This window comes from Halolamina pelagica (assembly GCF_001307315.1).
GTDB lineage: Archaea > Halobacteriota > Halobacteria > Halobacteriales > Haloferacaceae > Halolamina > Halolamina pelagica_B.
Genome location: NZ_LGUC01000002.1, coordinates 1 through 23,732, shown reverse-complemented (window position 1 = coordinate 23,732; position 23,732 = coordinate 1). Strand labels below are relative to the sequence as shown.

The 23,732-nt window shown below is 64.9% G+C and carries 25 protein-coding genes and 3 pseudogenes; 9 read left to right on the top strand and 19 right to left on the bottom strand.

Annotation, left to right across the window (positions count from 1 at the left end; all coding sequences use genetic code 11):
• Positions 1 to 21: 21 nt before the first annotated feature.
• The 4 genes and pseudogenes from SY89_RS13755 to nikR form a co-directional block, all read right to left on the bottom strand.
• On the bottom strand, positions 22 to 834 hold the full coding sequence (locus SY89_RS13755; RefSeq protein ID WP_054584760.1) for an energy-coupling factor transporter transmembrane component T family protein: 813 nt from the start codon (positions 832 to 834) through the stop codon (positions 22 to 24).
• Positions 831 to 1,160, bottom strand: a complete 330-nt coding sequence (locus SY89_RS13750; protein WP_054584759.1) for a hypothetical protein — start codon at positions 1,158 to 1,160, stop codon at positions 831 to 833. Before SY89_RS13750 ends, SY89_RS13755 begins: the two co-directional genes overlap by 4 nt.
• Positions 1,160 to 1,839, bottom strand: a pseudogene (locus SY89_RS13745) (energy-coupling factor ABC transporter permease). Before SY89_RS13745 ends, SY89_RS13750 begins: the two are co-directional and overlap by 1 nt.
• 256 nt (positions 1,840 to 2,095) lie before the next feature.
• Positions 2,096 to 2,524, bottom strand: coding sequence for a nickel-responsive transcriptional regulator NikR (gene nikR, locus SY89_RS13740; protein ID WP_054584758.1), 429 nt, complete (start codon positions 2,522 to 2,524; stop codon positions 2,096 to 2,098).
• A 251-nt stretch (positions 2,525 to 2,775) separates the two neighbouring features.
• On the opposite strand from nikR, the gene SY89_RS13735 reads away from it, so the two are divergent.
• Positions 2,776 to 3,375: a class I SAM-dependent methyltransferase gene (locus SY89_RS13735; protein ID WP_054584757.1), complete on the top strand. Its 600-nt coding sequence runs from the start codon at positions 2,776 to 2,778 to the stop codon at positions 3,373 to 3,375.
• 175 nt (positions 3,376 to 3,550) lie between these two features.
• Here SY89_RS13735 and SY89_RS13730 read toward each other — a convergent pair whose 3' ends face one another.
• Positions 3,551 to 4,330: a cytochrome b family protein gene (locus SY89_RS13730; RefSeq protein ID WP_054584756.1), complete on the bottom strand. Its 780-nt coding sequence runs from the start codon at positions 4,328 to 4,330 to the stop codon at positions 3,551 to 3,553.
• 325 nt (positions 4,331 to 4,655) lie between these two features.
• Here SY89_RS13730 and SY89_RS13725 point away from each other — a divergent pair, with 325 nt between their 5' ends.
• Entirely contained in the window at positions 4,656 to 5,489 is an 834-nt protein-coding gene (locus SY89_RS13725) for a winged helix-turn-helix domain-containing protein (RefSeq protein ID WP_054584755.1), read from the top strand.
• Positions 5,490 to 5,675: 186 nt separating this feature from the next.
• On the opposite strand, the gene SY89_RS13720 is transcribed toward SY89_RS13725, so the two are convergent.
• Together SY89_RS13720 and SY89_RS13715 are read right to left on the bottom strand one after the other, a co-directional pair.
• The gene (locus tag SY89_RS13720) at positions 5,676 to 6,128 is read right to left on the bottom strand and encodes a DUF5518 domain-containing protein (protein ID WP_054584754.1); all 453 of its coding nucleotides are present in this window, start codon (positions 6,126 to 6,128) and stop codon (positions 5,676 to 5,678) included.
• 81 nt (positions 6,129 to 6,209) lie between these two features.
• Complete coding sequence (locus SY89_RS13715; RefSeq protein WP_054584753.1) at positions 6,210 to 7,610, bottom strand: FAD-dependent oxidoreductase; 1,401 nt, start codon at positions 7,608 to 7,610, stop codon at positions 6,210 to 6,212.
• Between the two features lie 181 nt (positions 7,611 to 7,791).
• Between SY89_RS13715 and SY89_RS13710 the strand changes: the two are divergent.
• Positions 7,792 to 8,339 (top strand): annotated as a pseudogene (locus SY89_RS13710) (DUF1684 domain-containing protein).
• Between the two features lie 72 nt (positions 8,340 to 8,411).
• Here the strand turns inward: SY89_RS13710 and SY89_RS18705 are convergent.
• The 3 genes and pseudogenes from SY89_RS18705 to SY89_RS16765 form a co-directional block, all read right to left on the bottom strand.
• Positions 8,412 to 9,419: a hypothetical protein gene (locus tag SY89_RS18705; RefSeq protein ID WP_054584752.1), complete on the bottom strand. Its 1,008-nt coding sequence runs from the start codon at positions 9,417 to 9,419 to the stop codon at positions 8,412 to 8,414.
• A gap of 199 nt (positions 9,420 to 9,618) precedes the next feature.
• Positions 9,619 to 10,320: pseudogene (locus tag SY89_RS18700) on the bottom strand (metallophosphoesterase family protein); the annotation flags it as partial.
• 79 nt (positions 10,321 to 10,399) lie between these two features.
• Complete coding sequence (locus tag SY89_RS16765; RefSeq protein ID WP_144427257.1) at positions 10,400 to 11,095, bottom strand: metallophosphoesterase family protein; 696 nt, start codon at positions 11,093 to 11,095, stop codon at positions 10,400 to 10,402.
• A gap of 387 nt (positions 11,096 to 11,482) precedes the next feature.
• On the opposite strand from SY89_RS16765, the gene SY89_RS13680 reads away from it, so the two are divergent.
• Positions 11,483 to 12,952 (top strand): hypothetical protein, encoded by a 1,470-nt coding sequence (locus SY89_RS13680; RefSeq protein WP_054584747.1) that lies wholly within the window; start codon positions 11,483 to 11,485, stop codon positions 12,950 to 12,952.
• A gap of 251 nt (positions 12,953 to 13,203) precedes the next feature.
• On the opposite strand, the gene SY89_RS16760 is transcribed toward SY89_RS13680, so the two are convergent.
• The 4 genes from SY89_RS16760 to SY89_RS13660 all read right to left on the bottom strand — a co-directional run bounded on the left by SY89_RS16760 (position 13,204) and on the right by SY89_RS13660 (position 15,696).
• Positions 13,204 to 13,983, bottom strand: a complete 780-nt coding sequence (locus tag SY89_RS16760; RefSeq protein WP_144427256.1) for a hypothetical protein — start codon at positions 13,981 to 13,983, stop codon at positions 13,204 to 13,206.
• Between the two features lie 30 nt (positions 13,984 to 14,013).
• Positions 14,014 to 14,148 (bottom strand): hypothetical protein, encoded by a 135-nt coding sequence (locus SY89_RS19140; RefSeq protein ID WP_275575423.1) that lies wholly within the window; start codon positions 14,146 to 14,148, stop codon positions 14,014 to 14,016.
• A 62-nt stretch (positions 14,149 to 14,210) separates the two neighbouring features.
• The gene (locus SY89_RS13665; protein WP_144427255.1) at positions 14,211 to 14,960 is read right to left on the bottom strand and encodes a hypothetical protein; all 750 of its coding nucleotides are present in this window, start codon (positions 14,958 to 14,960) and stop codon (positions 14,211 to 14,213) included.
• A gap of 331 nt (positions 14,961 to 15,291) precedes the next feature.
• Entirely contained in the window at positions 15,292 to 15,696 is a 405-nt protein-coding gene (locus SY89_RS13660) for a hypothetical protein (RefSeq protein ID WP_144427254.1), read from the bottom strand.
• Positions 15,697 to 15,981: 285 nt separating this feature from the next.
• Here SY89_RS13660 and SY89_RS17435 point away from each other — a divergent pair, with 285 nt between their 5' ends.
• From SY89_RS17435 to SY89_RS13650, 3 genes are all read left to right on the top strand, one after another.
• Complete coding sequence (locus SY89_RS17435) at positions 15,982 to 16,143, top strand: hypothetical protein (RefSeq protein ID WP_189319196.1); 162 nt, start codon at positions 15,982 to 15,984, stop codon at positions 16,141 to 16,143.
• 117 nt (positions 16,144 to 16,260) lie between these two features.
• Positions 16,261 to 16,542 (top strand): hypothetical protein, encoded by a 282-nt coding sequence (locus SY89_RS13655; RefSeq protein WP_054584742.1) that lies wholly within the window; start codon positions 16,261 to 16,263, stop codon positions 16,540 to 16,542.
• Between the two features lie 455 nt (positions 16,543 to 16,997).
• Entirely contained in the window at positions 16,998 to 17,450 is a 453-nt protein-coding gene (locus tag SY89_RS13650; RefSeq protein ID WP_054584741.1) for a hypothetical protein, read from the top strand.
• Between the two features lie 93 nt (positions 17,451 to 17,543).
• Here the strand turns inward: SY89_RS13650 and SY89_RS13645 are convergent, their stop codons facing one another.
• From SY89_RS13645 to SY89_RS13625, 5 genes are all read right to left on the bottom strand, one after another.
• Positions 17,544 to 19,799 (bottom strand): hypothetical protein, encoded by a 2,256-nt coding sequence (locus tag SY89_RS13645; protein WP_144427253.1) that lies wholly within the window; start codon positions 19,797 to 19,799, stop codon positions 17,544 to 17,546.
• Positions 19,733 to 20,782: a hypothetical protein gene (locus SY89_RS13640; protein WP_144427252.1), complete on the bottom strand. Its 1,050-nt coding sequence runs from the start codon at positions 20,780 to 20,782 to the stop codon at positions 19,733 to 19,735. Before SY89_RS13640 ends, SY89_RS13645 begins: the two co-directional genes overlap by 67 nt.
• 37 nt (positions 20,783 to 20,819) lie before the next feature.
• Positions 20,820 to 21,038 (bottom strand): hypothetical protein, encoded by a 219-nt coding sequence (locus tag SY89_RS13635; protein ID WP_054584738.1) that lies wholly within the window; start codon positions 21,036 to 21,038, stop codon positions 20,820 to 20,822.
• A 187-nt stretch (positions 21,039 to 21,225) separates the two neighbouring features.
• A complete protein-coding gene (locus SY89_RS13630) occupies positions 21,226 to 21,984 on the bottom strand; it encodes a hypothetical protein (RefSeq protein WP_054584737.1) in 759 nt (252 codons plus the stop codon).
• Positions 21,984 to 22,424 carry a hypothetical protein gene (locus tag SY89_RS13625; RefSeq protein WP_054584736.1) on the bottom strand — a complete coding sequence of 147 codons (441 nt, stop codon included), beginning with the start codon at positions 22,422 to 22,424 and terminating at the stop codon, positions 21,984 to 21,986. Before SY89_RS13625 ends, SY89_RS13630 begins: the two co-directional genes overlap by 1 nt.
• Positions 22,425 to 22,951: 527 nt before the next feature.
• Between SY89_RS13625 and SY89_RS13620 the strand changes: the two genes are divergently transcribed.
• Positions 22,952 to 23,188, top strand: coding sequence for a hypothetical protein (locus SY89_RS13620; protein ID WP_054584735.1), 237 nt, complete (start codon positions 22,952 to 22,954; stop codon positions 23,186 to 23,188).
• 337 nt (positions 23,189 to 23,525) lie between these two features.
• Positions 23,526 to 23,732 (top strand): hypothetical protein (locus SY89_RS13615; protein WP_144427251.1); only part of this gene is annotated, 207 nt, incomplete at its 3' end.

The following is a 23,732-nucleotide window of genomic DNA, read 5'->3' as shown; positions in this document are numbered from 1 at the left end:
CCAGCGGCGAGTCGTCCCGGCTCACAGCCCCACCCCGGAGCCCGCGACCACCGCGTAGCCGACGACAGCCACGTAGCTCCCGGCCACGATGCCCAGTTCGTGGGCCGGCGGCCGCGACACGGCGCCGTACAGCGTGATGTCGCCGTCGTACCCCCTGGCCTCCATGGACTTGACGAGCCGTTCGGACTGCTCGATCGCCGACAGCATCGTCATGCCGAGGATCCTGGCGTACAGGCGTTTGTTCGACCAGAACTCCGAGACGTTCGCGCCACGCGAGAGCGCGGCTTTCACGAGGTCCTCGAGCGTCTCGAGCATGACGAACGTGAACCGGTACGTCAGCAACGCGATCTGGTCGATCGGCCGGGGGAGCAACCGACCGAGCATGTACGCGACGTGGGTGTACTTGGTCGTCATCGACGCCGTCAGCGCAAACGTGGCGACCGTGAGCGATCGACAGCTCAACTCCAAGAAGAGCACGAGGCCCGCCCACGTGACCGAAAGCTCACCGACCGGCGTCGCGAGCGCCCCTCCGACCGGCGTCCCGGGTTCGAGAAACGCCAACGGGACGGCAACCGAGACGAGGAACAGCAGCGGCAGGGTGTACCAGCCGGCAAGCCGTCGATACGGCAGTCCGGCCACGCCGTAGACGACGAGGACGCCCCCGTATAGCGCGGCCAGGAGCGCGAGCCGGTCGAACACCGTCACCCCGAGGACGAGCGCGCCGGCGATACCGACCTTCGTCCAGGGGTTGACGCGGTGCAGCGGCCCGTCGCGCCGCTCGGCGAACGCCGTGATGAGGCGCGGATCCGGAACGTGATTCGAGAGTGCCGTCACGGGTATCGAGCCGAGCGGTCATCGTCCCCGAAGCCGCCGTAGCGGTCGACGTAGACGTACAGTCCGATGCCGAACACGACGAGCAGGGCGACGAGCCCCCCGAACTCGACCAGCAGCCCGCCCTTGCGGATCGGGCCGGCGACGACGACGCCGCGGCCGAAGTCGACGAGCGCGCCGCTGCCTTCCTGCACGCCGCGCTGGAGTGCCTGTGCGGAGCGCTTGGCCCACGGCACGGCCCCGCCGGTCGCGATGAACCCCCAGTAGCCCGCGGCGAGGAAGGAAGCGAAGAGGGCTGTCAGCCCACCGTACTGCTTCCAGCGCTGCATCAGGCGGTCACCTCGCTGGGCTCCTCGTGGGCGTCACGATCGGTGAGGCCGACGAGGTCGGGTCGCACGGAGGCCAGGAACTGCACGATGAAGCCCGTCAGAAGCCCCTCGATGACGGCGACGCCGAGGTTCAGCCCGACGAGGCCGGCGACGGCGATCGTCAGGTCGCCACGCGGCAGCGCGCTTCCGTTCACGCCGCTGATGACGATGATCGCCCCCATCAGGAACGCGCCCGCCGAGAGGCCGACCGTCGCGGCACTGGCGCCCGCGGGGAAGACGTCCCAGTCCATCCCCATCAGCGTCTTGAACGCGTAGTAGGCCACGATGGCTTCGCTCGCGTTGACGAGCGTGTTCGCGCCGAGCAGGCCGACCGCCCCGTGGCCGAGCGCCGCCGAGAAGATGTTCACGACCAGAGCGATGAGTGCCCCGAGCAGTGGTCCGGCCAGGATCCCCACGAGGCCGGTGAGGTTCATGTGGATCCCGCCCCAGACGGGGATGTTCAGCTGGAAGATCGCGAAACTCGCGGCCGCACCGATGCCCGCGAGCGCGATCTGGTTGGTCTCGACCCCCCTTTCCGGACGCGGTAGACTACGGCACTGATCAGTCCGGCACCGACCAGCGTCCAGAGGATCAGTGCCCATAGCGGGAACGAGCCTTCTCCGAGGTGTATGTGTGCCATCTCTGTGTTAACAATATAGAGTACGATTATAATAATCTTGCCCTATTCAGAGAAACTAGATAATAACCGGGTGAACCCCTGTGTCTTGGGAGGACGCGTCGACACAGCCGTCGGTGTACAGTGTCTCGATCCGACCGCTCGCAGCACTCCGCGTCCACGGCTGACTGCTGAGGGTGGGGAAAACCGAGGAGAGGGAGTCCGAGCGCGGCAGTGTTGCTCGCGTCGACGAGGCCGCAGGGAGGAGCGAAACCCGGGCTTAGTCCATATCGGCGAGCGGGCCGAAGTCGTCCACCGGGAGCACGGAGTAGTCGACCGTGAGGGTGTCTTTCGTCGCTCGGATCTTACCGACGAACGTCGAAATATCTTCGAGCGATCCCTCCAGCACGAACAGTTCCATGCAGTGATGGCCGCCGACGTGGCTGTGGAAGTTCGACGCGACGATGTCCTCGTGTTCGTGACGGAGGTGCATCATCTTCTCCTCGACGCTCGTCGTTTCGTAGTCGAACACCACTGTCACGACGCCCATGAGATCCCGACCTTCGAGTTTCTTGTCCTCGAACTCGCCGAGGAGGTTCCGACTCGCCTCCCGGATTACCTCACTGCGACCGGTGTAGCCGTGATCGTCCGCGAACTGGTCGATTCGATTGAGCAACTCTTCGGGCATCGAGACGCTGACGACGCTCATATAGCAACTCAGGCGGGTTCAAATATTAAATATTGGTATCGGCCCTGTCGCGACGCCGATTCCGCCCCTGAGCGCCCTGTGTCGACGCCGATTTCCGGGCTGACTCTGCTACGTCGGGTTTGTCACCACTGAGCGGCTGGCGGGGGGTACTGCATCGGCGTCGCCTCGCGTCGGTGAGACTGACCCCGTTATTGCCCCGGCCAGGACGCTGGAGAGACAGTACCAAGGCCAGCGGGCCTCATCGTGACCGTATGACTTCCTGGGACGAACGATTTCGCACTGGTGCGTACCCGTCCGACCCGGAGCCCTCCTCGGTGTTACGCACGTACGTCGACGACACCGCCGACGGACGGGCGCTTGATGTCGCCTGTGGAACAGGGCGCAACGCGGTTTTTCTCGCCGAACAGGGGTACGAGGTCGACGCGGTCGATCAATCTATCGAGGGGCTTCGTATCACCGAATCCACCGCGGCGGCGCGTGGCGTCGACGACCGGATCAATCTGATCCAGGCAGACGCAACGGAGTTCGAGTATCCGGCGGACCGATACGACCTCGTGACGATCAGCTTCTTCCGGGTACTCGACCGGCTGAGTGACATCAAGGCGGCACTCGGGCCCGACGGGCTGTTGTTCTACCAGCACCATCTCCGGTCGGAGCCGCCAGCGACGGTCGGTCCGAGTACCGATCGCCACCGGTTTGCGTCGAACGAACTGCTCCGCGCTTGCCTCGATCTGACCGTCCTCTACTACGAAGAATCGAGCGAGCGACGGGAGGAAGACCTCTCGGCGACTGTCGAACTCGTCGCCCGCAACAGTCACGGTGGCGCGCAGTCGTATCCCGAAACGCGATAGCGACGAACCTCGGGAGGTAGGACTCACGTTCGCACAGCCCGCCAAGCTGTTCGCGAACGTTCGCGCTTCCCTCCCATTCGTTCGCGTGACGCCTCGAACGCGACCGCTCGTCGACGCCACCGCGCTCGGTGACGTCGTCGCATCCGCGGAACTGTCGTCGCGGGGGACCGACTGCTTATTTCGGTGGCCGCAGCCGGTAGTAGCGGCGGTTGAGGTCGTACATGTACCCCTCACGCATCGTCTTGAGGACCGCGAAGGCGACCGCTGCAGTGATGGGTGGAAGGATGAACGTCAGGTCGAACAGCAGCGTCGGCGACATGGGGACGAGGTTCTTCGCGGAGTACACCGAGAGCGTGAACGCGAACACGGTGCCACCAACGCCGATAGACGCCCAGAACGGCTGTTCGACCGGGCGTCTGGCGCTTCCCTTGTTCAGGAACGGGACGATCGCGACCGTCCCGACGACGACGACGTTCGCCAACACGCCGTAGGTTTTGTCGCTGACGACTTTCTCGCCACCTAAGGCGGCCAGATCAGGGTTCAGCGGCCCGAGTTTCAGGAGGCCGAACGACCAGTAGAGGTACCAGTCGGGCAGGATGACCGAGGGGGTCACACTCCGGTTTGCGGGGTTGCCGATGTGGGGCGGGAGCGTCGCCGCCAGCAACAGGAGCATGCCGACGAAAAACGCCGCCAGTGCGAGGTTGCGGACGAGCTCGTGCGGCCAGGCCGGGAAGCCGAGTACGTCGCGCTCGACGTACGTCGACTCCTCGCGGAGATCCTGATCCTCACGGCGAGCGCGCTCGAAGTACTCGTAGGTCAACCGGGGCAGCCCGGCGCGTCGGCGCTTGCGTTCGCCCCACGTCGGCGTCTCGTCGTCCGGGGAGACGATGTTCGCTCCGGCGCCGTCGGTTCGTGGTTCAGTGTCGGGTTGGTCGTCTGCTGTTGGCTCTGGCATCGCTTGGGGGGTGGTGATTGCGGTTCGAGCGCCAGCACTCGCGGGCGCTCGAGTTATGCGTACAGCTGGAGCTTATCGACCGAGTGGAGGGCCGAATTGTGTGCTTGGTTCGAGGGCCGGTTCACTCGTACAGCCGCGGGGACCGTAAGGGCTCGCAGGAACGCGTTCCTGTTGGTGATCGGATAAGCCGTCGCCAGACGCGACACACATGTGCCGGGGAGGGCCACCGCAGTTGGCGTCGTCGGATTCCAGAATACTGATTGGTACTCCGCTTGAAGCTTGACGGAATGTCCCCGAACAACAGGTCCGGCAGCGCCCGGCAGACGTGTTCGCCCTCCTCGCGAACGACATTCGGATGGATATCCTCCACACCCTCTGGGACGCCGGCCCCGGGTCCCTATCCTTCTCCGACCTCCGCGGCCGGGTCGGCGTCGAGGACTCGGGCACGTTCAACTACCACCTCGATCAGCTGTGCCCCGAGTTCGTGACCAAGGACGGCGAGTGTTACACGCTCACGTACGCCGGGCGCCAGACCGTCGGAAGCGTCGTCTCCGGCCGGTTCAGCGGCGCCGAAGCGACCGACGTCGGCCCTCTTCCAGCAGGCAACTGCATGCACTGTGGCGGCCCCGCAGAGGCGAGGTACGAGGACGGGGCCGTCGTCGTCGAGTGTACGGCGTGTGCGTCGCTGATTATCAAGATGTCCGTGCCGCCGGTCGTCGTCGCGAGCACCGATCCGTCCGCCTTTCTGGAGGTGTTTAACAAACACGTACTGACACGAGCTGACCGCCTGAGCCGCGGGTTCTGCCCGCTCTGTCGCGGCCGCGTGGACGCCACGCTCACTGTCGAGTCCGAGGTGGAGTCGATCACCCACCGATCGGCGTTGGACGTTCGATTCACGTGTCGGGAGTGTGGCGCCACGCCGCGGCTCAACGTGTCGGCGGTAGTGATGGACCACCCCGCAGTCGTCTCGTTCCTGCACGACCTCGGCATCGACCGACGGGAGACCTACGTCTGGGAACTCGACTCGTTGCTGGACCCCGAAGCGGCCGTCGAGCGCCGTGACCCGCTGGAACTGACTCTCGTGTTCGAGATCGACGGCGAGACGCTGTCGGTCACCGTCGACGAGTCAGCCACCGTGCTCAGCCACGAACGGCGGTGACGGCTCCGGTACTGGTGTCCGAGCGGCGGTGACACCCTCGAAAACGTGGCCAGGGTCGCGGCTGGGCCGATCAGGGCCAGCGCAGCCGACCCTCCAGTGTGCGTCTGCGAGAGATTTGGGCCCCGTCCAGCCCCGAGCTGGCCGTCTCAGTCGTCGGCCGTCCGCAGGGGCCACTCGCTCTTATCGTCAGTTGCCAACGGCTGCCGGGCGTTTCCCGCCGGTTTTGGTCGCTAGCCAGCCACCGACTTTCGAGCCGAGAAACCCCACGATGCCGGCGAATCCGAGTAGCGCTATGGTGAAGCCAACCGCCAACAGCGGAATCGCAACGAAACGGAACCAAAGCGGACTCCCCCACGTGATCGCCGCCACGAACAAGTCGACCAGGAGCCACAATCCCGGCAGGCCACCGATGACGCCAGCACGGAACCCGACGTGAGACACGTCCGGCTCTGTCGCTGCCGCGCTAGCGAGATAGCCAGCCACGAGGCCACCGAAGAACACCATGTTCAGCGAGATCTCACTGCCCATTCCTGACAGCCAGTAGGAGCCGACCGTGAACGGGAGGGAGGCGATACCGCCGATGAGGGCGTACGTCCACGTCTCGGTCACGTGGAGGGAGGAGGGACCGTTTTGCACCATCGTTGGCGCTTCCGCGCCTATCAACATAAATTTGTCTTGGCTGAAGCGGCGTGTGTGTCTCGTCGATTCAGCGTGCGGCGCTCAATCGAGTTTCCCCTCCAAGACCTTCGCGGCCGTGAGGACTGGGTCCCACACCGGGCTGAACGGTGGCGCGTACGCCAGATCGAGGTAGGAGAGCTGGTGGGCCGTCATCTCGGCGTGCAGCGCCGTGGCGACGGTGTCGATGCGCTTTGCGACCCCCTCACGGCCGGCCATGCTCGCCCCGAGGACCCGACCGGTCTCGCGGTCGCCGAGGATCGTGATCTCGATCTCGGACCCGCCGGGGTAGTAGTGGGCGCGCGACGGCGTCGTAATCGTCACGGAGACGGGATCGAAGCCGGCCTCGCGGGCCTGTTCCTCGTCGACCAATCCAGTGCGGGCGACTTCGAGGTCGAACGCTTTCACCGCGGCCGTGCCGGCGATCTCGCCGACGGGCGTCGGCTCACCGGCGAGCGTCTGGCCGATGGCGCGGCCGGCCCGGTTGGCGGTCAGCGCGAGCGGGACGTGATCGGGCTCGCCGGTCACGACGTGGGTCGCCTCGGCGCAGTCACCGGCGGCGTAGACGTTCTCGTCGTTGGTTCGGCCGTACTCGTCGGTCGCGATCGCACCCGTGTCGCCGAGTTCGATGCCCGCGTCCTCGGCGAGTTCCGTGTTCGGGGCGACGCCGACGCCGACAAGCGCGAGGTCGACGGGGACCTCCGCATCGCCCGCGGCGATGGCGGACACGCGCTCGTCTCCCCGGATCCCCTCGACCGCGGTGTCCAGATGGAGGTCGATCCCCTGCTCGCGGAGGTGGTCCTCGACGGTCGCGGCCGCCTCGGCCCCGAACGGCTGGAGCGTGTGGGGCAACATCTCGAAGAGATGCACGTCGAGGCCGCGCTCGGCGAACGCCTCGGCCATCTCGATGCCGACGTAGCCGCCGCCGATGATCCCGACCGATTCGGGGGACGCGGCGTCGGTGTACTCCGCCGCCGCCTCGCCGGAGTCAACTGACGGCGTGTCGACGCCGAGCGCTTGCCTGATCTCGGCTCCTGCCTCCATGTTGTGGAGCGTGAACACGCCTTCCTTCTCCATCCCGTCCAGCGGGGGCTCGACGGCGCGAGCACCCGTCGCGATCAGCAGGTCGCTGTAGGACTGCTCGAACTCGCCCTCCGGACCGTCGACGGTCACGGTCCGGGAATCGCGGTCGATGGCCGTCACCTCGTGGTTCGTTCGGAGGTCGACGCCGCGCTCCTCGACGAACTGCTCGGGGGTCACTGAGACGAGGTCCTCCAGCGTCTCGACTGCGCCCTTCACGTAGTAGGGGAGCCCACACGCGCCGTAGGAGACCCAGTCGCCGCGCTCGAACACGACGACCTCTCGGTCGGGGGCGTCACGTTTGAGCTTGCTCGCCGCACTCATCCCCGCTGCGTCTCCGCCGACCACGACTACTGGTGCTGACATACCTGAACATACAACCGCACTGGTAATAAAGAATTGTGTTACACTCACAATACCTACCGGTCTTGCTCTGCAGCGCGTATCGGGCCAAAATATGGGTTTGGGTCCTTGGAGGGGACGAAATACCGCATCGGACGATGTGGCGAGCGACGCGCTTTTGCCCATCTGGCACAAACTTTCGGCTATGGAAACAGCTGAGGACTGGACGGACGCCGTCGAGGCACAGCGACGCCAGAAAGACCGGTATTTCGCTGAGGACCCGCGGTCGCCGATCCCCGAGGACCAGCGGGCGGCGTTCGACGGGCTGAACTACTACCCGGTCGACCCCGACTACCGGTTCGAGGTGGCCCTCGACGTGTACGACGAGCCCGAGGTCGTCGTCGTCGGAACCAGCACGGACGGCGAACAGGAGTACCTCGCGTGGGGGAGTTCACCGTCGAGATCGGCGGTGAGTCGATCACGGTGACGGCCTACAAGGGCGACCCCGAGGAGGATCGGCTCTGGGTGCCGTTCCGGGACGCGACCAGCGGCGAGGAAACCTACGGTGCGGGCCGGTACATCGATCTCGAACCCGACCACCACCGGACCGACGCGGGAGCGTGGATCCTCGATTTCAACGAGGCGTACAACCCGACCTGTGCCTACTCGGACCGGTACGAGTGCCCGCTTCCGCCGACGGAGAACTGGTTCGAGGTGCGGATCGAAGCCGGCGAAAAGGACTTCGAGCTGTAACTAGGCGATTGTTGTCTGCTGGGCAGCAGATAGACCCTGGTTGTCTCCGCGACGAGCGAGCGACGGCCCACATCACTCGACAGCTTCGAACCACTCGAACAGTTCACGGGCGACAGCGGGCGTTTTGCAAGCTCGCTGCAGTTCGATCGTCAGCGGGCATCGGTGCTCGGTGTTCGCGAGCCAGTTGAGCGCTGATTCAGTCCGGTCCGGGAACGCGTTCGGCGGCAGATGTTGGACCGTCCCGGCACGCGGTTCGGTTGTCAGTGCGGAGGCCGAGACGTCCCCCGGGAGCCGATCGACGATGGCGTCAGGACTGGCGTCGCTAACGCCATGGAGATGGATGTTGGCTGGCGTCTCCATCGCCTCCAACATCGCCGTCGGCGTCGCTGTGTGGCCAACGTCACCGGTAAACGCGAGGAGATCGGCTCCCCCTTGGCTCGCCGCGACCGCCCGAAGCTGATCGATGTCTGCTGGACTGGTCAGCAAGTAGTCGAACCCCGGACGGGGACAGACGTTTTCGACGGCGATCGTCGGGAGATCCAGCGGCGCCTCAAGGAACCGGTCGCTCCTGATGTGTTCGATGGTTGCCCGGAACGTCTCCACCAGATCGCGCCGTGCCTCAGCGAGTCGCGTCTCGGCGTCCGTTGGAAAGCGGGGCGGGTGTGTGGTTGCGACTGCTGGCTCCATCTTCGGAACGCGATTGATCTCCGGCTGCCCCGGGTAGGATTGGTCCGCTGCCGGGCGCGTGCCGTCCTGTTCGTAGTTGAGGAGGACCTCCTTGAGGTGCGTGTTCCACTCGACGTTCCAGTTCCCGTCGAGCCCCTGCTCGTGAACCCCCAGCGGGGGCGTGTGGATCGTTCGGATCGGCAGCCCGAACGACGAAGCGTACCCGACGGCGGCCTGGGTCGAACTCATGTAGGCCTCCGTGGGCTCGACGAACAGTTCGATGCCATCCGCCGCCTCCGCGACGACAGTCGCGAAGTCGGCCAGTCGCTCGTTTCTCCCGGTCGCCGCGAGGAAGAGTTCGGTGACCGTCATGGAGACCAGGAGCGGGGCGTCTTCGAGCGGCCCGTCCGGCATGATTAGACATCCCCGTGGAGGCTTGCGTGAACCCGAACGAACGGGCCTCGGCGTCGAGCGTCACCGTACCGATACCCCGATAGCCGAGGTTGAGACAGTACGTGTGGCCGTCCGACCCGTCCGCTGGTTCGTAGCCGTGCGTGTGTGAATGGCCGCTGAGTGCGGCAAACACGTCGTGTTCCCGGATGGCGAGTTTGGTCGCGATCGATCCGAAGTGGAGGAACTCTCGATCCGCCTCTCGTGTCCCGACGGCGTGGTGGCGATCGAATGCCGTGTTGAACGGCGGGACGTGGGTGGCGAGGAGGACGTTCGTCTGCGGTTCGAGCAGTTCCGCAAGCTGTTCGTACTCGGTTTCGACGCGCTCGACGCCGCGCGTGAACTCCGGGAGTTCGGCGTCGTCGATGCCGAGTGAACGGGCTGCTTCCCTCGGCGTTTCCGTCCCGCGGACAACGTCGAGACAGGCCGTTTCGAGGTCGTTCGCGACCTGGTCCGCGAGATATCGGCGGTTACCCTGTCGGGCGTCGCGGGGGTCCAGCGCCGGGAACGCACACTGATCGATCGCCGGCGAAAGCGATCGCTGTTCACACCCCTGGCCGACGATCGTGAGGTCGCCGAAATCACGGACGAATCGGTGGCCCGACCACGACGCCCTGAACGGTTCGACCACGTTCGATGGCATCGGCGCGTGATCGTGATTTCCGGGTACGTAGATCACCGGCGTGTCGGTGCCGAACCGCTCGACGAACTCCCGGGCGAGTTCGATATCGGCCGGATTTGCACGATGAGTCAGGTCACCGACGACCAGTACGGCGTCGATGCCATCGGGGACCTGCATCGCGTCGATGTCGTAGCCACTCCCCGCCGGTTTGAGGTGGAGATCGGTGTAGACGAGAAGTCGCATCGGTTACAGATTTGAACCCAGATAGAAGTTAGTAGCGGTTGTGTGGGTTGCTGTCTCACTGTGGGTCGTGGGAGGGCCGTCAGACGCTTTGCCCTCCGTACTCGATGGGGGCATCCTCGGTTTCCACGCTGTCGCCATCGATTGTGACAGTTTTCGCACACCGGTAGCCAGGGTTGACACACCGCGTCCCGTCAACGTCGACGACGCCTGCCGCCCCGTGGATATGTCCGCAGAGACAGAGAGCAGGCGAGTACTCCCGGAGTGCGTGGCGAACTGCGAGCGAGCCCCAGTGGTGACCTTGTAGTGGTGAGCGCTCCGCCCGAATCACGTCTAGTTGCGTGTCGAACGGCGGCACGTGTGAGACGAGCACCCCGGCTTCGGCGGTGTTCGCAAACCCATCCCGGAGGTGTCGCAATCGATGCCGGTACCGCTCGATTCCGTCGGCTGGTACTGCCGACGGATCGGGCCCCGTCACCGGAGACGACTGGAACGCCTGTGCTCGGTAGGCGTCCAGCCACTCGTCGACCTGCTCGGCATCACCCTGGAACGGACTGTCAAGATACCTGATCTCCGTACCAGCATCGAAGCGGTCACACCCCAGGCCGACGAACCGAACCCCATCCCGTACGTCGGTAGCCGTGAGATCAGTTACGCCGTCGACGCCGGTGAGCAGATCGCGATACGGGTAGTCGTGGTTGCCGGGAACGTAGCCGACGGGGGCGACCGACCGGACGAGGTCTTCCAGCAGTTCCACCCCGATCTCGGGGAGTGACATCGCTGATCGAGCAGATCGCCGACGACGATCACGACGTCGATCTCCGTCGACGCCACGGTGACTTCTGGGACGGTCGACGCCGTGAGGTGTGGGTCCCCCAGGACGAGAAGCCTCATCCGCCCGTCGCTCGCTCCCCAGGCGTGACGTTCGTCATGGCCATTCAGTGGCGAGCGGTTTGGCCGCCAGCTTCCTAGAGCCATCGGTAACGCAGCTCCTCGTATACGACCCCGACGCGCCCCGGGGTCACGTTTATGCGGATTCGTGTGAGACCGTTTGTGTATCCATGGGTGCCGATGTCGTCGACATTATCGAGAACAAGCGGATGGGCCACGAGGGGACCCGACCGGTGATAGAGCCCACCCCAGCGGGGTCGAAGGGTACGAGCCAGTGCTGCAGGTGGTCGTCGAGGGGTCGACGACGAAAACCGAAGGCGGGTTCAACCCACGGTACGTGTTCGAGCCGAGTGGGCGGCCGGACTTCCACCTGTTCGGGTCACACACGGGGAACTACATCGACAAAGAGACCATAGAGAAAGACGAGCGGCTCCGCAAACTCCTCACGACGCAGATCGGCGACGCCCAGCGGTCGATCCGATACCCCTCCGCGAGTGCGGTCCAACGTCGGTTCATCAATCCGGACACCAGCATCATCGACGACAACGAGTTCGTCCAGGAGTCCTCGACAGGGTATCAGCTCCTCCGGTCGATCCTGATGCGGTACGTACTGAAGTTCCACGAGTACGGGTCGAGCGACTCGCCGAACGGTCACTTCATGACGCTCAACCATCCGGAAGTAGCTGCGTTCGGCTACATGTTCCCGTTCTCACAGATCCCGGCAGTCCTGAAGGGGGACCGAGTGTTCTCTCGGGCTCTTCCGACGATGTACCACGAGTTCCCGGCGTTTCTGGAAGAACGACGGGTGCTGTCGGAGTTGATCGAGGCGGGCTCGCCGTTCGACGAACTCTGTTCGGTCGTCTCTGTCTCTCCGGCTGAACGGGAGAGGCTGAAAGAGACTGATAAAGATGTCCTCAACGAGACGGTCCGTGCGCTCTCCGAGTGGTATATCGCCCCTGACGACTACAGTGCGGTCGGCCGGAACACCCAGATCCTCCGGACCATCGACTGGCTCGAAGACGAAGTCGGCCGGCCCCGTGCCCTCGACGCGCTGAACGTTCCCCGGGAGGCGACGATGCATCCGGACAAGTGGGTCTGTCACCTACTCCACGATATCGCGACCGGGATGGACGTCGACGATATCCGGACCGATGGGAGCTACTGGGAGACGAGGGCGGGCGGTGGCACGTACGACGACGCCAGCGAACTGACTGCGCGGCAGCGACGGGACGCGGTCGAGAACCCGTGGAACCGTGGCTTCTACACGACTCACGAATCGATCCGGCTATCCGAGACCAAACTCGTTCGAACGTGGTACAGCTACCGCCCGGACACGTCGTTCTCCATCGAACACATCCGCTACCGGCTCTTCCTCCAGGAGTTGTTCACGAACAGCACGCTATCGAGAAACGGGGAAGAGTGGGACATCGAGATGATCGGGAAGACGAACACGCCCGCGCGACTGGAACTCACAGACGAGGAGAACGGCCGGATCGTCGACGAGCAGCCGTTCCATTACGCCCGGTACCACGTCCGCGGAGAGAACCCGTTCGAACTGGCCCGCACGGGGGCGACGACGCCCGGCGACATCGGGACGTTCTTCGATTACGAGCAGAACGGCGATCTGTCGTGGCAAGCCTGGAACCAGAGTCGACAGGATGCGCTTCGACAGATGGCGTTCGAGGAAAACGAACTCGGGGAAGCGCTCGAGTGGGTCCAGTCGGGCGAGTATGGCGAGCTGTAGCTGCTTCGCCTACTCGCTGTTCCACTGCTCCCGGATGCGGTCTTCGACGAGCTTCTCGTAGAGGAGTTCCTGCTCGGAATCGCTCATCTCGGGGAACAGGGTGTTTTTCACCATATCCCGATACACATTGACGGCACTCACCGCGAAGGAAGTTATCTCGTCTTCGACCAACTCGGCTGGCTGCTCCGTCCAGGAGTTGATGACGTCCTCGTTCCGATCGAACTGGATGTGTGCGATCGTTTTCGCGAGGTCTATCTGCTGGTGGCGGTCGGCCGCCGTCGAGTCGTCAGCTCCCGTCCCGCCAGACTGGTCAGCCTGACCTTCGGGTTGCGCCGTCTCCGTTGACGGAGTGTCCGTGGCTGCACTGGAGTCATCAGCCGCCGAAGCCTGTGCCCCGGCGTCCCGCGTAGCGTCCACTGCGTCTTCGACGACGCCTTGCTCGTCGTTGATCGGCCCTGCTCCCCAGCGATACCTTCTTGACCCGGATCTGCCTGTGGCTCCAGGTCGGGGTCCGGCGAGATTGGATCGCCCTGAACCGTCGTAACTGACTCTTCAGCGTCGGGGTCGTCCGGCGTTTCGGCCGCGCCGTCCTCGTGAGTCGTCTCGTCGGCACCGGTTGCATGGGCTGTCCCGCCTGTGCGCTGGGGTTCGCCGTTGGTTCGATCGTCCCAGGCAGTCGGCGCCGTTCTGGGTGCCGCAGCGACTGGTGGGGCCCGAGTTCCGTCCTGCCACTCGTCGAGGACTCTGAGGAGCGCGCTGGTCAGTCGCCGGGGTTGCTCGGCACCGTACTGCTCGAGATCCGTCTCTTCGATCGCGGTCCGAAGCGCCTCGTCAACCTCGTCCTCGCTCGGACTTCCGAGAACGAGTTCCGTCGAGGACTGGAGCATCGAGACGATGTCCTCTGCTCGCGCTTCGTCGACGCCGCCGTCGACGAGTTCGCTCTTCCATCCGTCTTCGACTGATTCTTTGCTACTCCGCGCGTTTTTGATTGGTTCTGTCCCGCTACCGTCGGTGTGCCTGTTGTCGTTCATTGTTGGTCGTGTGTCTGTCTCGCGGTGTGGTCAGGGGCGTCGTCGCGTGTACGAACCGAACAGTACCTGCCCGTCGGCGACCTGCACGTCGAACCCGGTTCGTTTCAGTGAGGCGTTCTGTCCGTCCTTGCCGAGAAGCTCCCGCACCGTGTCACCGCCTGTCACGACCCGTCCGTGCTCTGACCCGTCGTCGGCGGCAGCGTTGAGCTTCCACGCGCCAGCGTGGATCAGCCCCAGGTAGGACCGTATCTGTCGTGAGAGTCGCCGCTCGTCGTCGCAGCCGACGAGACCGGTGATGACGCCTGCGACGGCGAAATCGTGAACGCCGTCGGCAGTCTGCCACCCCCGTCGGCGGCCGGTAGATCGGTGCCGAGCTCCAACGACGCTAGCAGGTCCTCGTAGCTTGTGCCGCGGAGCGAACTCAGGTTGCCGATCCCGATCTCGACGTTCGGATCCCGAAACATGCCTGCCTGCTGGGCGACAGTGGACATCGACGCCTCGGTGGGAACCACCGAGATCTTCTCTTCGGGATACCCTTCCACGCGCTCCGCGGTGTGTTCGCCGGCGTCGAGTCTACTGAGCACGCCGCCGACGTAGTCGACCATGCAGGCGGCTTTACCGCTGGGGAGACTCTGGGGTGAGCCCGCATCGAGATCCTGTTGCTGAAGCCAGTCACAGACCGCGCCGATCCGATACGTCGCGTAGTCGGAGTCCTTCTCGACTTTTGGGATCCGCTGAATCACGCCGATATCCTCGAGATACGGCAGGATGTCCGTCAGCGTCGCGTTCGACCACTCGTTGTCAGCGTCGTCGAGTTCGTTCGCTTCGAGATACTCGTTGACTGCCTCCTTCAGCCCGGTAAACGTATAGACGTCCGAATCGGCCTGCAGGACCGTTTCGAGCACCGGCCTCCGGTAGGTTGAGTGCTGGACGGCGAACACTTGGCTGATTCGAGACCAGTACGCTGCGAGCGACATCGGACCTGTCTGTGGCTGGCTCATGGGATGTGTCGGGAGAGCACGGTTCGGTTCTCGGGTGGTTCGCGTCTGTCGGGAAACGTTGCACCGCTCGACATCCGACCCCTACGCGCCAGGGGTGGCTTGCCCTGATGGTGACGCATCGATTGGGGTAATCTTTTTATATCGTTTTGGCGAGACAAGATACTCGCAGGATCGGTAGCAGCCCTCATATATCTAATGGGGAAGCCGATCGACCACATGACCAAGCCGACGTCGCGCCGGGGAGCGTCGAGGCCCCTCGTAGACTGTCGCGGACGCAGCGTCGACGTGCGGGACTTGAGCGACTCGGTCACTCCGACTGCAGTTTCGTCACGACCGCGCGTGCTTTGTACTCCTGTTCGTACAGAGCGTTCCAAGCGGCCTCGTCGAAGCCCGCCAACTGCACCGGTTCGAACTGCGTCAACTTCAGTTGGCGCTTGCACTCACTACACTGGGCGATGCCGTGGACTTTCACCACCTCGACACCGACCTCCGGGTGGTTCTCTACCAGGGAAACCTGGCCGTCCTGCGCTCGGAACTCATTCTTGGTGCCACACTCCGGACAGCGGAACTCCGTTCGAGTCAGAATGTCCCCTGAGCTGGGGTCCATCGCGTCCCGAAAATACTCGAGTGCCAGCACCAGTTGATCTATCTCGTCCTCGGTTATCCTGATCTCACCCGGCGTGTTACCCCGTTGTTCCAGCACCTTGTTCATCAGCCGGCAAACGGTCACGAACCGTTCTGCTCGATCCATACCTGGCCGAACGATGCGTTGCTCCGTTTGTACTATCCACTGTGAACAGGGGGAAGATCAGCGTGAGCCACCGTTCTAGTCCCGACGTTCTGAGGCAGATTCGAGCAGGCATGGTGTCGATCACACCGACTCCTGACGGGTCCTATCGATTTGTGAGATTCACCACCCTCGGTTCATCACTCATAAAGCTAATCCAGAACACCGGTCAGGGGACTTGCCGAGTACCCCCGGCGTATCGCTGTAGATATGGCACGCAAGAGCGTCCGTGTCCGGAAGGTTCGCTACAAAGGCCACACGGTCCGGGTCAAGGTCTACCGGCGCAACGGTCGTATCGTCCGACTCAAAGTGATCAAGTCGCCCGTCAAGGTCAAGCGGAAAGTCCTGATCCGGCGGATCCGTCGCCGATAACGTAGTTGGGAGTACGATTTCGGTACGCGATGCCGGATCAGATGGCTGCTCCGAAAAGCGACCACGGACAGTGAATTACCGAATACTCCTGAGCGTTCGAGTTACGAAGTCACACGTATGATGTCAGACGACACGACCGTTCTGCTGGATGGGCAACCGCTCGAGTTGGTCGAGGAAACTGGGCACGGAGCGGTGATCTTTGGTGACGGGGAGACCGGCGTCATTTTCCTCCCGGATTCGGGGAACTGTCTCGTCAAGGAGGGCGAGATGGTCACGCAACTGAGCGAAGACCGGTTCGAGAAGGACCGTCGCGTCTTCACGGGGTTCGGCAGGCACACCGTCGAGGTGGTCTGGGACGTTGCGAGCTCCGAGTCCACTGGGGGAGACACGTCGAAGTGAGCGGAGCCAGCTGGGTCCAGCACGTCCCCATCCCGATCGGGCTGGCGCGCCCGTCTGCACACCTTCGGGGAGCGCGATCGACGTTGACGACGACATACGTGGTCGACATCCAACTGAATCTCCGTTCCGGAGGAATCGGTGGTCCCACGGTACCTCGAAACAGGCCCCTCCGGCCGCCGCAAATCACTTATAAAGACTTCGCAGATTCCCGTTCTCAGTCAGGTCCACCGTGGTACCGCTCTGACGAGGAACTACGCCATGACGAAGAAGATCACCACGATGAAGCGGCGGGCGAAGGGGTTCGTGGACGAGATCCACTGTGACGGTCGCCACTACGGGGTGGTCAACAGCTTCGACTCGTCGTGCTCGCTCGGCACGCTCCGGCCGTCTTCGAGCAGCCTGAAGTCCGACATCCGCAAGCTGTCGGCCGGGGGCAGACGGCCCTGTACGACTCGGTGTACCACTCCATCGGCTCGCTGGCGAAGGCCCACTACGACGCCGACCGTCACGGTATCCCGATGGCCGTCCTGACGTTCACCGACGGGAAGGAGAACAACAGCACCCGCGGGGTCGGCGACGTCCGGAAGCTGATCCGGGACCTCGAGTTCTTCCCGTCGAACAACTGCTACTTCATCATCGCCGGCGTCGGCGAGGCGTCGGAAACGCAGATGCAGGAGCTGTGTCGGGACGACTACGGCCTGTACATCTCGGCGTCGGACATCGACGAGGTGTTCAGCACGTTCAAACGGCTGCTGTTGAAACTCGTCCTGAAAGACGAGCGCGCCGCGGTCAAATCGCGCAAGAACGGCAAGGTGGTGAAAGTCGAGGGGCACAAACGCTCCGTCGGCGCGTCGATCAAGGAGGTCGACTACGCGCTCAACCTCGACTGCTCCGGATCGATGGGGTGAGTTTCGCCACCCCGGGCAGTTTCCGGCCGCTCGGTAGCAATCCGGGTGGTCACTCCGGCCGCAACTCGATATCCACTGTCGACGGGATCCGTGTCAGCAGGTCCACGAGCATGACCTCCCCCGATAGGTCGAGCGATCCCTCCGCGAACAGGTCCACGAAGGTGTCCCGGTAGGCCCTGAGGTCGACCGGTTCGCTGTCGGCGATGGTGGCGATGGCCGTGACGAGGTTCGCTTCGGTCTGTGTCCCGGGACGCGCTTCGAGTGCCGTCGTGAGTTCGGGGACGCTCTCGACGAGCTGGTCGGGATTGGACTCGGCCAGGATGCAGTATATCTCCGCGACATCCTCGCGAGCCTCGGGGGCGCTGTCGAACAGTGCTGCCAGCTCCTCGTTCCCCTCGCCGAATATTTGGGGACGCCCGGGCTCACTTCCTTGAGTACCCCCAAGAGGTGCTCCTGGACGTCTTCGTGGGCGCGCTCGTACAGATCCACGAGTGACTCCTCCTCGTCGTCGACGAGTTCGGCTGCGACACGATCGGGGGCTGCCTGTGCGACCCGGCCCAGCGCTTTCGCCCCGTGTGTCGTGTAGACCGTGTAGCCGAGACAGTCACTCGCCGGGGACTCGTCGAACGACTGCCGGTCTAGCGTGGCTCCGAGCCAGACCAGGTGGCCGACGAGCCCCGTCTCGTCGGTGACGAGCGCTTCGGCGTCGTGGCCGGCGAGGTGGTACAGCGCCTCCGCGGCGGGGAACATCGCCTGCCCCTTCGCCTCCGACTCCAGATCGAGTAACGAATCGATCTCTTCGACCGTCGGAAGGACCGTCGCAGGCCGGGTCCGCGAGAGCCCGCAGACGGCCCACATCGCGTGTTTGCGAACGTCTTCGTCGTCCGCGTCGAAGGCGTCAGTGAGCGCCGGAAGCAGCTCCTCGGTCCCCGCGGGCGGAGATTCGTGGACGACGTTGTCGCTCAACATCGAGTTCTTCGCGGACTGCCCCGTCAGCACCCTGGCGATTGCCGCCGCGTTCTTCTGCCGATCGGTCGACCCATCCCGGAGTGCCTGTAGCAGCTCCGTCCGCACCGCCTGATCCAACTCCTCTAGCGACGCCGAGAGTTCGCCGATGGCCTCGACGGCGTTCGACGTGGAGAGGCTCCCGCTGTACGCCAGATCGAACTCGACCAACTCGACGAACAGGCCCTCGGGCACGGCGTCAATCTCCCCGGCGACTTCGCTCAGCACGCGACAGATCGAGTCCTTGGTGTAGTCCGACGAGTCCCGGAAGGCGACGACGAGGTCGTCGACGACGCCGGCAACCGGTTCGGGATGGTCGGTCGCGACGTGCCACAGTGCGCTCGCGGCCTCCTTCCGGATGTCTGCGGTCCCCTCCCGGAGCGTCTCCCCCAGCGTCGGAACGGCGTCGACCACGGAGTCCGGCCTGTTGTCGGCGAACTGGCTCATACACTCCGCCGCACTCTCAGTGAGGCGGTCGTCGTCCGCCGCCAGCGCTTCCTCGATGCGGGGGCGGAGTTCGTAGAACGGCTCCGCGTCGCGAAGCACGGCGGACGAAGTGAACTGTATCGCCCGAACCCGTGTCTCCAGATCGTCGCTGTCGAGCGCCGCCCGGATCTCCGGGCGGAGGTCCTCGGCCACGTCCGGCCGTTCTTCGAGCACGGTCATACAGGCGCTGCGTGCGTTCGTCGAGTCGATGCTTTCGGAAGCGGTGAACGACATCTCGAGGAGGCTGTCGGCGCCGTCCGCAACGGCGTCCGGTTCCACCTCGGCGACGTTTTCGAGCGCCGTCGCGGCCATGTACCGTCCGCTCGCGTTCTCCTCGTCGACGACATCGAGGAGGGCGGGTGCGTGCTCCACGACGGCCTCGGGGTGTTGCCTGCTTATCTCGCCCAACGCGGTACAGGCGTAGTTCGAAGCGTCGTCGCCCTGATCGAGCGCCGTCTCCAGGACGTCCGTGTGAGCGACCAGCCTGTCGGGAGACTGATCCGCAACGTTGCTGAGCAGTTCGGCGACCGACCCTTTGGTCGACTGATTGGTCCAATCGGCTTCGAGCAGCCGTCGGCACTCCGGGATGACCGTCTCGAAGGTCGCCGGGTCGTGCGCCAACAGGCGTTCCAAGGTCCGCCGCGTGTAGAGTTGTGCCCGTTCGGTCGAGAGCCCGGCGACGATATCGGCCGCCGACGGGACGAGTACGTCCGGGTCCGTCGCTGCCACCGCCGCGAGCAGTTCGGACGCCTCCGAGGCCACGTCGCCGGAACCGCCGTCCAGCGACTCGATCACGTCCGGAAGTACCTCGTTGACGAGTGCGGACGCCCCGTCCCCGTCAAGCCCGGTTTCGACCACCGCAGCGAGGACGAGTAAACTGTGCTCCTGCGCCGTCGGCGCACCGTCGGGGAACGGCGACACGATCGACTCCGGCAGGTCCTCGGCAGCCCCGGTTCCGCGTCGATGACACGTTCGATGGTGGTCGCAGCTGAGTAGGAGACCTGCTCGTGACCGATGAACCCGGCCAGCTGTTCGACCTCGTCGCGAAGCCGTTCGGGCGCGTACTCAGAGATCTCGAACACTGCTTCGACGGCCGCCTCCGCCACCTCGCTCTCCTCGGCGTCGAGCAACGGCCGCACGTCGGCAGTCGCGTCGAGCGCCGCCTCGGAGGGCGTTTCGTCGCTCAAGAACCCCACGTTGACCAGGTTCCTGACGAACTTGACGGCCTCCGTACGCACCGGGGCCGGGCTCTCTCGCAGGAGTTCTCGAACCTCGGGGAGCCCCCGTTCGGCGATCGTCTCGTGATCACTGGCGAGACACCGCACGTAGTAGCCGGCGACCGGCCGGCGATCCCCTGCCTCGGTGTCGGTGAACGTCGAGAGCAGGGAGTCGAACAGCTGAGTCCCGACCTCGTCATCGTGCGCGGCGAGGTTCGTGAACAGGTGTTGGTTGTTCCACCGCTGGGACTGGTTGTCCGCCCGGAGCCCGATTTCGACCAGCCGGCGACGATGTTCGACGAGCTCCCCCGGCACCTTGTAGCTGAGCTGCTGGAGCAGCGCCGTGAGGTTGTCCCGGATTTCGACGGATAGCTGCTCCTTGCCTGTCGTCTCTTCCACACGAGCGGGTTCTCGATGGGCTTCGCGGTAGGCCGCCGCGACGATGTCGTCGGCGATCTCGACAAACGGCGTCGGGTCGTCTTGGATGTACTCGGTGGCTGCGTCGGTCGTGAGACGCCACTCTTCGAGCTGGCCGATACTCCTCGCGGGGCCGACCCCGCCCCGGAGCGACTCCACCACCGTTTCCACGTCCGGATCGGCGTCGTTCACCATCTGTGCCGCCACCTCGGGTGTCGTGTGTCGACAGAACGTTGCTGAGTCATCATCGGTCGAGTTCCGGTATCAGCGAATCCGCGATTTCGGCGACCGGGTCAACTACCGCCCGGCTTCCGCACGTCTCCCCACCACACCGGTTTTCGGAGACGCGACAGAGCGGGCACTCGATCGTCGTGGCCGGCGCCGACAGTTCGAAGAGGCGCTCGATCAACTCCCGTCCGAGATACGCCCGCGCCCAGTACGACTCGTAGCGTTCCCCGTCCACGGTGGTCCCGCCGAGGAAGGGATTCGCTAAGTGATCGGTCGCTCCCGATCGAGTGTAGACGACGCCCCCGAACCCTCCTTGTCGGAAGGCTCGCGATATCGTCTGGTCGGTCGCCGCCGCGGCGAGGGGACCTGATCGACATCCGGCGTCGGGAACCGTACCGGGTCAGTCGCGCCGACCGGTTCGGTCAACAGCGGCGGTTCCGGCCGCTGGGGCGACGCGGAGTCGCCGAGATCACGCCGCAATCGCTCGGCGAGTTCTCGCGACGCCTGTCCCGGAACGTCGTCGACCCGGGACAGCGAGTCCGCCGCCGAGTCGAGCCGTTCCGCGGGGTCGTACGACGCCACGGCCGTCCGGTCCGGCTCAGGGGGAGCGGTGCGTCGAGGGCCACGTCGGCGACGACCTCGGCCGGGACCCGACCGTACGTCTCTCGGAGCGCGGTGAGCCGGTCGAGCACGTCGTCCCGGGGCACCGAGAGCGTCACCGACCCGGCGAGTTCGGTTAGCTGGTCGCTGGCCGTCGCTTCGTCGACGTCCGGATGCATCGCGCCGAACACCGCGGCCATCTGGTCGAGGTAGCCGTCCTCTTCGACCATGGTCCAGACGAAGAACCGATCGACCGTCGTCGCGACCGGGTGCCACCGCTCGTGGAGCGTGCGCGCGGCCCCGACAGCCTCGTCGATTCGTCCGGCCGCGTCCGCGACGGGGGTATCGCCGGCCGCGGCCTCGAACAACGCGTTCGTCGCCCTTCGGTAGAGCGTCCGTCCCGTTCTGGCCGGGGTGAACTGCTGGCGGTAGCCGGCCATCAGCAGCGCCGGGAGTCTGAACGTCTGGAACGCCCGCATCGCCGCCTGGTCGCCGCTTGGCGGGTCGAGTCGGAGCAGGCTTCGCCATGGGTCCACCTCCCCGTACGACCGCTCGTCGCCGAACGCAGTTGATACCTGCATCACCCTGTCCGGTCTGAGTATCCGGTACGGAGTTCAGCTAATAAACGTTCGCCCGGCAGCCGGTCGCCGGGGCGGTGACCGGACCGGGACGGCCCCCTGCTACGGGTCTCAGTTCGACTCATCGGATTCGGGGGATCAGGGGTTTTGCCCACGATGTCCTCACGGATCGCCGCGACCCGCTCGGACAGTTCGTCGGCTCGCTTCTTCTGTGCTGTCGCCACCTCCTGGGCCTGTTCACGGCGCTCTTCCCGAACGCGCTCGTTGTGCCCGATGACCGTCGACGCCCGTGCGAGATGGACGTAGAGCGTCTCGATGTGGTCACGGAGTCGCTCCGGATCGTCCGGGAGCTCCTGAACTGGCGTGTAGAACGATTCGTCTTCTAAGATCGGTCCGGCTTCCCCGATCGTCTCCGGGAGATCTGGTCGCTCCGGGTCGCCCATAGTTGCTGACAGGACGGCGACCCAGTTAGTCCTGTCCCGGCGACGGCGTGTCCCGATAGACGAGACCGACTCCCGTCGGTCTCCGGACAGTACGACTTGCGCGCTCACGGAGGCCCGGTACCCCGCCAGACCGTCGAGAAGGCTACTGGGTGGTCGACACCCACGGTACGGCCACGATGAACTGCGCGCAGGACGTCCCAACCCTCCCGTCCCGGGTGGAGCTACGGCCGGCGAAATCGATCGACCGCCGCGAGATGGAGCGCCTCTGGCGCCGGCGCGTCGGCTTCGAGATCACGAACACGCTCGACGCCGTCTTCGACGACGAGACGGCGGCTCACGGGTTCGTCGCGACCAACGTCGAAACGATCGTCGGGTTCGCGGGTCGTCCTCGTGCTCACTGCCGAGGGTGCCCGCGACGCCTTCTCGGCCCCGCTGGCGGATTACCCGTTAGGCGAGGAAGTCGCAGTGTTCCACGCCGGCGTCGTCGACGAACAGTGGGAGGGGCGCGGCATCGGCTCCGCGCTGATGTGGACACGACTCGCGTTGGCCCGGAGCAGTACGAGGTCGACGCTGCGGTCGGGAACGCGTGGCTCCGCCCTCACCGTGTCGACTCGTCAGTCCTGTTCGAGAAGTTCGGGTTCGACCGGGTCGAGACCGTGCCGAAGTTCGCACAGCGAACCGACGGTGATCGAGACTGCCCCGACTGTGACGGCGAGTGTACGTGTTCGGGCGCGCTGTATCTCTGGACGCCGACGGCGGCGTAGACCCCCGCGTATCCCCCGAGTACTTACACCCCGAAGAGTCGCCCCGCCGCGGCGAAGTCCCGGTCGAGCTCCGGGCGGAGGGGGCCTGACGATCTCCGGGATGAGTTCCGGCGCTCGTGTGTGGTTGGCGTTGAGGTCCTCCATCCGGTCCACGGCCTGCAGGAGGTCGTCGTGGTCGAGGGAGTCGCTCCCTACGTCACCGTCTGCGCCCGCCATCTAACACCACCGTACGGACACCACCACGTAGGCGTTGCTCCCGGGAGAACGGTGTAGAAAAATCCTTCGCTGATTCGCCGCTTGCGGTCAAGCGGTCCTCGTCCGACGACAACAGTGAGGTGTGCTGGAAAGCATGTTCGGAACGGCCGTTGCACAGGCGGGCGGGTTCGGCGGCAACATGGGGATGCTCATGTTCATCGGCGTGCTGATCGCCGTCGTGTGGTTCACCGCCCAGTCGTCGGGCGACAGCAACAGCGACGAGGACGACGAGGACGGGCGCCGCGTGGTCCGAGTCCGTCGGTCCGGTCCGCCGGCGGCGACGGAAGCG